Annotated in this window: 9 protein-coding genes; 8 read left to right on the forward strand and 1 reads right to left on the reverse strand. The window is 44.4% G+C overall.

What is annotated here, in order from left to right; translation table 11 throughout:
- Window positions 1-72 precede the first annotated feature (72 nt).
- The 7 genes from QH73_RS14955 to glgP all read left to right on the forward strand — a co-directional run bounded on the left by QH73_RS14955 (window position 73) and on the right by glgP (window position 7,064).
- The gene (locus tag QH73_RS14955) at window positions 73-459 is read left to right on the forward strand and encodes a hypothetical protein (protein WP_132867067.1); all 387 of its coding nucleotides are present in this window, start codon (window positions 73-75) and stop codon (window positions 457-459) included.
- Between the two features lie 50 nt (window positions 460-509).
- Complete coding sequence (locus tag QH73_RS14960) at window positions 510-728, forward strand: hypothetical protein (RefSeq protein ID WP_132867069.1); 219 nt, start codon at window positions 510-512, stop codon at window positions 726-728.
- A 43-nt stretch (window positions 729-771) separates the two neighbouring features.
- Entirely contained in the window at window positions 772-1,158 is a 387-nt protein-coding gene (locus QH73_RS14965) for a hypothetical protein (RefSeq protein ID WP_052289719.1), read from the forward strand.
- A 506-nt stretch (window positions 1,159-1,664) separates the two neighbouring features.
- Complete coding sequence (locus QH73_RS14970; protein WP_132867071.1) at window positions 1,665-2,087, forward strand: hypothetical protein; 423 nt, start codon at window positions 1,665-1,667, stop codon at window positions 2,085-2,087.
- Window positions 2,088-2,269: 182 nt separating this feature from the next.
- Window positions 2,270-3,628 carry a protein kinase domain-containing protein gene (locus tag QH73_RS14975; protein ID WP_236147014.1) on the forward strand — a complete coding sequence of 453 codons (1,359 nt, stop codon included), beginning with the start codon at window positions 2,270-2,272 and terminating at the stop codon, window positions 3,626-3,628.
- A gap of 164 nt (window positions 3,629-3,792) precedes the next feature.
- A complete protein-coding gene (locus QH73_RS14980) occupies window positions 3,793-4,263 on the forward strand; it encodes an ABA4-like family protein (protein WP_039713166.1) in 471 nt (156 codons plus the stop codon).
- Window positions 4,264-4,373: 110 nt separating this feature from the next.
- A complete protein-coding gene (gene glgP / locus QH73_RS14985) occupies window positions 4,374-7,064 on the forward strand; it encodes an alpha-glucan family phosphorylase (RefSeq protein WP_039713165.1) in 2,691 nt (896 codons plus the stop codon).
- Here the strand turns inward: glgP and QH73_RS14990 are convergent.
- Window positions 6,966-7,835 (reverse strand): DUF429 domain-containing protein, encoded by an 870-nt coding sequence (locus tag QH73_RS14990; RefSeq protein ID WP_039713164.1) that lies wholly within the window; start codon window positions 7,833-7,835, stop codon window positions 6,966-6,968. The genes glgP and QH73_RS14990 overlap by 99 nt on opposite strands.
- 178 nt (window positions 7,836-8,013) lie before the next feature.
- Here QH73_RS14990 and QH73_RS14995 point away from each other — a divergent pair, with 178 nt between their 5' ends.
- The gene (locus QH73_RS14995) at window positions 8,014-8,214 is read left to right on the forward strand and encodes a chlorophyll a/b-binding protein (protein ID WP_039713163.1); all 201 of its coding nucleotides are present in this window, start codon (window positions 8,014-8,016) and stop codon (window positions 8,212-8,214) included.
- Window positions 8,215-8,738 lie beyond the last annotated feature (524 nt).

The following is an 8,738-nucleotide window of genomic DNA, read 5'->3' on the forward strand; positions in this document are numbered from 1 at the left end:
GGTAGTTAATGGTTGAGAGATGACGGCTAGCCGTCATCTCTCAACCGCAATTATTAGTGCAGGTATCTGCTCATGATGAACAAAAAGTCGATTTCAGTCTTGGTTGCCTCTATTTTCCTAGTGTTACCAATGGAAATGGCAAAAGCAGGCAACGTAGAAATTCGGTCGAGCAACGGAGGGTCAACGGTCGTTCGGGGTGACAAAATCCGCGTTACCAATGGCAACTCTCAAGTTACAATTCAACGCAATCGCCCAGCCGTGAGAAGTAGCAATCGCTGGCGGCGGATCTACAATACTCGTACCAGACGCAGCCCGTGGAGTGTCAGCCCCCAAGTCCGGCGGACGCAAACCAGCTGTAGAGGCGGGAGTACTTACAGTCACCAAAGTTCTTCCACGACAACTTCTTCTGGTAGTGGAGTCAGCCGCACTCAAACTTCTTCCACGACCTCTTGCAGATAGCCGAGCAATTCCTTAAATGTTTGCCTTTCTTCGGTAAATAGGAGCTAAAAGTGCGGTTCAAATTTTGGTTACTCGGCTTACTCGGCGTTACCACTTTGTCTATGGCTGCTTGCGCGATCGAGCAACCTCGTGCAATTGATAATTCTCAAGTTCTAAAAACTCGAACTGATTGTAACAAAGGTAATTATAGCCACCAGCGATCGCAGACCACTGTTTCTTCTGGTGGCGTTTCTCGCACCTACAGTTCTTCATCAACAACGTGCGAATAACACTACAAATCGACATTCCACACTAGGAGAAAAAGTGAGATTTATGAAATTTAAATTTTTGTCCCTTGGTTTATTTTCCCTTTCTACTGTATTGGCTTTAGGTACGACAACAATTAAACCCGCCCAAGCTGTATGTACTGCAACTGACGTGAACGTGCAAGTTGGCGTATCTAGAGAGCCAGCCGAGCAAAACAACGAAGCTAGCGCCGAGTTTGACGAAAATTGCTACAACAACAATAGCACTCACACGTCTACTCAAGTCGGTCAAGGCGATCGCGTCAGACAAAATCGCCGCAGCGAACATAAACTAGGTGGTCGTGAAGGCGACAACAAATTGCGCGAAATGGGGATAGATACTCCAAATATTTATACTCCTGTCGATGTTCGCGTGAATGTACCTACTCCAGAAGGAGCTTTGGAACGCCGTTAAATCAGTTGTCAGTTATCAGTTATCAGTTATCAGTAGGGTGGGCGTTGCCCACCTAGTACTTAAATTCTATGCATCAAACAAGACTGCTAGAATGCAAATCATCTTAATATCTGAATAGTTGATTCCTGGTTCTTCTTTATAAGATATTTCAATTTTTTTGAAGTTAATTCCACAAATCCTCTCACCCTTTTGTACACTTAATTTATACAAAGGGGTGTTTCAGTTATCAGTTATCAGAAGGAGTCGTAGGGGCGGGTTCACCAAATCTCTCTGACTTCGACGAAGATTTCGGGTGAACTCGCCCGTACAAGAGTCAGAAGAATGTAATTACAATCTCTTCCACACCCCGCACCCCACACCTACACCCTACACCCCACACCCCATTTTTCACTCCTCGCTTAAAAATGTTAATCGGATTCGTAATTGCTGTTTTAGGACTAAGTTCGCCATTAAATTATTATCAAAATAATTTATCTTTACCATCAAATAGCCAAACAATTAAACCTATGAATTATTCAAGCAGCTATTCGTATTCTCATACTGTTGCTAGTACTTATAGTCAATCTTCTAGTCAATCATCTACTCAGTCATCTACGCAGTCATCGCAGCAACAAACAACTGGAATCAGTTTGAATGCAACCGCACTGCGATCGCCTCACATTTTATCAGTTGCGATCGCCGGAGATACTCGTCTAACCGGAAAAGTCATGGTAGATGGGGTAGAAGTGAAAAAATTACACGCAAGTCAAACAAGCTTCAATTTAGTGCCTTATTTAACAAAGGGAGACAACAAAGTTGAAATTGTTGGCGAGTATCGACCAGTTTCCTCTAAAGTGGCGATTAAACTTTCTGGACCAGGGACACAAATATCACAGCAAGTCAGTGGCAACGGTAAATTAAGACAAACGCTCATTATTACCGTTCGTTAAGCTTTTTCAAAAACCTCTGATTTATTTGTGAATAATTAAGTTATAGGGTAAGCAATGCTTACCCTATTTTAGATTTGGTCTTGCATAACCATTCTACTTCGCTCCTAACTAATAATAAGAGTAGATAGGATGATAACTTTATACCCACCTCTCCCTCCCTTTTGTCCGAGGAAAGGATCGCTATGGCTGACGGTAACAATAATAACGCCAATTTTTTAAAAATCGTTTATACCAAAGTCACAACCAACGGTCAAACTGAGTTAGTGCCACTCAAGCTCTATTCAGAAGTGCCGATTGAAGAAATTGCCTTGCCTGAAGTTAAAACTCCAACCGCAAATACGGCAACGGGAATGTTAATCGCTAATCGTTATTTGCTACATCGAGTTTTAGGACAAGGAGGGTTTGGACGGACATACCTAGCCTACGACCAACATTGCTTTAATAAGTTTTGTGTTTTAAAAGAATTTTTACCAGATTCAATTGCGACACATTGTTTGCAAAAATCTCGCGATTTGTTTGAGCGAGAAGCAAGAATATTATATCAAATTTCTCATTATCAAATTCCTAAATTTTTAGCGTGTTTTGAAGATAACGGACGATTATTTTTAGTCCAAGAATATGTTGATGGGAAAAATTATTCTCATATTTTACGAGACCGTTTACTAAAAACTGGACAAGCCTTTTCTGAAGCAGAAATAGTGCAATGGCTTCAGCATTTATTACCTGTATTAGATTATATTCATCAACACGGAATTATTCACCGCGATATTTCTCCCGATAATATCATCTTTGATGGGGAGAAGAATTTACCCGTATTAATTGATTTCGGCGTAGGTAAGCAGGGAGTAGAAGCAGCTGGTAATATGGCTGCTAATAACTCCGAGCAAGCCTATATTAACTATAAATCTATGGTGGGTAAAGTTGGTTACGCACCACACGAACAGATTCGCATGGGACACTGTTCTCCTAGTAGCGACCTCTATGCTTTGGGCGTGACTGCAATTGTTTTATTAACAGGTAAAGCACCCCATGAATTACTCGATCGCTATTCTTTAGAGTGGCTCTGGCAAGATTATAAACCCGTCAGTCACGGCTTGACTCAAATTCTGAATAAAATGCTTGCCGACAGACCGCGAGAGCGCTATCAATCGGCAATGGAGGTACTTTCAGTAATGGGTGGAGCGCGATCGCAGCCTACTGTAATTAATCCACCAGGGACGGGATTTCTACCGCAATCGCCACAAACACCTGTATTTCCCAGCCAACAACAGGCTTCTTTTTATCCGCAGACTACAGGTATTCCATCACAACCACCACAAGTCACTCCTCCTCCAATCGAGCAACGTTCCTCACTGCATCCTGAATTCGTGAAACTTTGCCATCAAGAACTAACTAATTTTGTGGGACCAATTGCGAGTTTTCTAATTCGAGAAACTTTAACTCAAAATCCTAGTATATCGGCTCATATGCTAGTAGAAACTTTAGCCGAAAAAATTCCCAATCCCCAACAGGCGATCGCGTTTCGTCGTCGTTTGTACTAGATTTAAGTACATCCTCGTAGGGTGCGTTGGATAACGCACCCTACGAACTTTTCTGGTATTGGTGTAGCGATCGCGCGATCGATAGTAACTTGACAGATAGCGATCGCCCCCTGTAGTAGTGCTGTAGTAGTGCTATTGTTTTACCCCTACTTTGCAGCACAGTCATGACAATCGAACAACTATTCAATGGTGCAAATATCTTCGTTGTACCCTTTTGGGTATTAATAATTCTGCTGCCGAATTGGGTCGTAACCAGAAAAATCATGGAATCTTACTTACCATTTGTCGCCCTAGCAGCGTTATATGGCTTTTTCTTCGTTAACAGTCTCACCGCTGAAAACGCCCAAGCTTTATCCAATCCTCAATTAAAACTAGCAGATCTGGCTCAAATCTTTGCCGATCCAAAAGTCATGGCGACGGGATGGACTCATTATCTCGTCATGGATTTATTTGTCGGACGTTGGATTTACTGGGAAGGACAGCGCACCGGAGTTTGGACAATCCACTCTTTAGCCTTGTGTTTGTTTGCAGGTCCTTTAGGCTTACTCTCCCACATCCTCACTAGCACCATCAGCCAAAAGTTTTTTACTCGTACCGAAGAGGCTAAAGTAGAAACTGCTACCCCCTATAGCTAAATTGGTAATGGGTAATGAGTAATTGGTAGTTGGTAGTTGGCTAGACTGATATCTGATAACTGATAACTGATAACTGATAACTGAAGCAAGAAAGAATTACACCCTGCTATATGCAACCAATTCGCACGTTTAATGTCTCTCCTCGCCTATCGCCGCGCCTCGAACCTCTCCGGCGGCTGGCTTACAACTTGCATTGGGATTGGAACGTTGAAAGCAAAGATTTATTTCGGCGCTTAGACCCCGATTTGTGGGAATCGAGCCACCATAACCCCGTGTTAATGTTGGGTAACATCAGTCAAGCGCGGTTGCAAGAAGTGGAGGAAGATGAAGGCTTCTTGGCGCAAATGGACAGAGCAGCCCGTCAGCTAGATGACTACTTGCAAGAACGCACCTGGTATGATAAACAACGGGGACAGAAGACGGGAGACGGTAGCCTTGCGACGCAGCACGCGCTCCACGAATCTACGCGCTATGCCAAAGAGTGTTACGCTTATTTTTCGGCAGAATTTGGTTTAGTAGATTGTTTGCCCATCTACTCCGGTGGCTTAGGGGTACTAGCAGGAGATCATCTCAAATCTGCGAGTGACTTGGGTTTACCTTTGGTGGGTGTGGGCTTACTCTATCAGCAAGGCTATTTTGCCCAATATCTCAACGCTGATGGTTGGCAACAAGAACGCTACCCAATAAATGACTTTTATAATATGCCACTGCACTTAGAGCGCAATCCTGACGGCTCTGAGATCCGCGTTGCAGTAGACTACCCTGGAAGAACCGTCTATGCAAGAGTCTGGCGCGTCCAGGTGGGGATGGTGCCGCTGTACATGCTCGATACCAATATCGAACCGAATGGCGCATACGACCATAACATCACCGACCAACTCTACGGCGGCGACCTCGATATGCGCATCCACCAAGAAATTATGTTGGGAATTGGTGGCGTGCGGATGCTAAAGGCGTTAGGATATAACGTCACGGCATACCACATGAATGAAGGACACTCGGCATTCTTGGCGCTAGAACGCATCCGCATGTTGATGCAGGGTGAAGGTTTGAGTTTTACTGAAGCCAGACAGGTCGTAGCGGCGAGTAACCTATTTACCACCCATACCCCGGTTCCCGCAGGAATCGATTTGTTTCCCGCAGACAAAATGTTGTATTACCTGGGACATTATGCCGATGCGTTCGGGTTGGGACGCGATGAGTTTTTGGGCTTGGGACGCGAAAATACTGGAGATTTGAGTGCGCCTTTTAGTATGGCAGTGTTAGCGCTGAAAATGGCAACTTTTGCTAACGGCGTAGCTCAGTTACACGGTGTCGTCTCGCGCGAGATGTTTCAAGGATTGTGGCACGGTGTCCCAGAAGAAGAAGTGCCAATTACAGCCATTACTAACGGGGTTCACGCCCGTAGTTGCGTTGCTAAGTCCACTCAGGAATTATACGATCGCTACTTGGGTCCGAATTGGTCTTCAGCCCCCAGCGAAAATCAGTTATGGGAACGGATGGATGCAATTCCCGATGAAGAGTTGTGGCGCAACCACGAACGCTGTCGTTTAGACATGATCGTGTACGTGCGGGAGCATTTAGTCAAGCATTTGCGCGATCGCGGCGCTTCTCCTGCTGAAATTGCCGAAGCTCAAGAAGTTCTAGACCCCTATGCTTTAACCATCGGCTTTGCACGGCGCTTTGCTACCTACAAGCGGGCAACTTTATGGATGCACGACTTTAAGCGGATCGAAAAAATTCTCAGCAACAAAGATCGGAAAGTACAATTTGTCTTTGCAGGTAAGGCACACCCTAAAGATATTCCCGGCAAAGAACTGATTCGCGAAATCAACCGCTTTATTCGCGAACACGGCCTAGAGAAGCAAGTCGTCTTCGTTCCCAACTACGATATGCATATTTCGCGGTTGTTAGTTGCTGGCTGCGACGTTTGGCTCAACAATCCCCGCCGTCCCCGCGAGGCGAGTGGTACGAGTGGGATGAAAGCGGCGATGAATGGACTACTCAACTTGAGTGTTTTAGATGGATGGTGGGATGAAGCCGATTACGTCCGCACTGGTTGGGCAATTGGACATGGAGAAATTTACGACGATCCCAATTTCCAAGATGAAGTTGAAGCAAATGCCTTGTACGATTTAATCGAGCAGGAAGTTGCCCGACTATTCTACGATCGCGATACTGACAATCTGCCCCGCCACTGGATTGCCAAAATGAAGGATGCAATTCGGATTAACTGTCCGTTTTTCAATACTTCCCGGATGGTGGGCGAGTACGCCTTACGGGGTTATTTCCCAGCTAGCGATCGCTACTCTACCTTAACTGCCGATAAATTTGTCCCAGCGAAAGAATTGGCTCGTTGGAAAGCCGATTTAACCGAACACTGGAACTACATTAAAGTTGTCGAGATCGATATTGCCGAACCAGCAGAAATTCAAGTCAATCAAAATATTGCTGTCAAAGCTAGAATCGATCTTGCCACATTGTCCCCTGATAGCGTGCAGGTAGAACTGTATAAAGGTAACGTTGATGCTAGTGGGGAAATTGTCAACGGCGTACCAATTACGATGCAGTTTCAAGGTACAGATCCACAGGGAATGAGTATCTATACGGTTGAAATTAACTACACCACTTCTGGCTTACAAGGATTGTCATTACGGGTATTGCCAAAACACAAATATCTGTCCAATCCTTACGAGACGCGACTAATTCTCTGGGCGGAGGACTCCAGCGCCGTCAAGGTTAGCAGCTTGGACGGGCAAGGGAGCAGGGACAACAATGTACCCGCTGGTGCGATCGCCTAATACCCAGTTCCGCTCTAAACCCCAGTACCACCAATGCGCTGCTACATAAGCACAGATCAGACTATCTAGCTGGTCTTCCACGGCTTTGAGGGCAGCAAGAGTAAGTGGTGCGTGGCGATCGTTTAAAACCGATTGTATTCTCTTGTGACTCGTGATGAAGGGAATTTTGCCCCCCTTTTTAAGGGGGGTTGGGGGGATCTCCGAGGATTGGTGACTCTCCTGGCTCAGAATCAGAGCAGGTTCTATAGTTGACAAAATCTCGACGATGTGCTGGTGGAGTTTGAGCAGTTCTAAGTAACGTTCCGCCAGCTTTCCTTTTTTATATTTGAGAATCCGATCTAACTGAAACAAATGCACGATCGCCGGATGCGGAAACACCTCAATTTGGTAGCGTCCTGGCATTTGAGGAGTAATTTCTGGCGCGTGGTTAAATCCCCTAGCTTCCAAAGCCAAACCAAAATCTACAGTTCGTTGGGCAAAAGGTAGGCTGAGATTAGCTGGATAGCAACCAGCATGATATTTACCAAAATATTTGTGGGTGAGTTTGTCGGGTAGGCGCATCCCCATAGCATTGGGGATCAGAGTCGGTGCGTCTACGGCGATAATTGCAGGTTCTTGCGGTTGTACCCAAGTTTCTATCCAATCATGAATATCAGCAATAGGCTCTTTGCGATCTAAATCCAACAGTTGTAATTGCCCGTTTATCAATTCTAAACAGCACAACCCGCTTGCACCAGAACTCCAACCCAAATCTATTCCTAGAAATTTCATTTCTCAAAAATTTCATTTCTCAAAAATTTATTGTGTTTGACTATACATCTCTCTGACAAGAAGATTCTACTTTTGGATTGCACTTAGTTTAAGCCTCTAGGTAGGGCAAGGGGTTAGCGATCGCTAGTTACTATCAAACTGTAACTGCAACGTTGAAAATTATTTAGAGAGGTTGACAATGGAATCACGTCCTGCTACTGATTTACCACAAGTTGCTAAAGCTTATAACGGTGTAGACCGCAATAGCTTCCTTTTTGGTTGGAATCCACAAGCTGAACTCTGGAACGGACGTTTAGCAATGATTGGATTCCTTGCTTATTTACTATGGGATCTAGCTGGCTATAGCGTACTGCGCAACGTACTTCATCTGATTCGCTAATTCTATTCGTTAGCTTAACAGAAGTAGAGATGTTATATACAACGTCTCTACTATTCATCAGTATTTGATTAACAAACAGACTCGATTTGCTCGCAAAATACATGTGCGATTTGATGGCTGCATCTAGCAGGTTACAACAGTAATCTAGCAATCAGATTATTACAAGCTTTGTGCAAACAAAAAATCTTTATGGTTGATTAAGGAAATGTACGATCGATTTATCATGCACGTTTTAGAACTTGTTTCAGTACCTATTTTTTCCTTAATCGCCTACTCAAGTGTCGTGCTGTTTTTAGTAACTATTTGCATAACCGCACGCGATGGTATTAGGTACGTCAAGCGAATGCATCAAATTCCCTGTCCGAATTGTCAGTTTTTTACAGGTGATTATCAACTCAAGTGTGCGCTTCATCCTCATTTTGCTCTAAGAGGGTGTTTGAAAAGTGGGTTGGGTAGTAAAAAAGCTCACTCGGTGTAAGCTGCGAATAACTAGTACACAGCACCGAGAGAGCGACATGAGTAAA

This window comes from Scytonema millei VB511283 (assembly GCF_000817735.3).
GTDB classification, from domain to species: Bacteria; Cyanobacteriota; Cyanobacteriia; order Cyanobacteriales; family Chroococcidiopsidaceae; genus Chroococcidiopsis; species Chroococcidiopsis millei_B.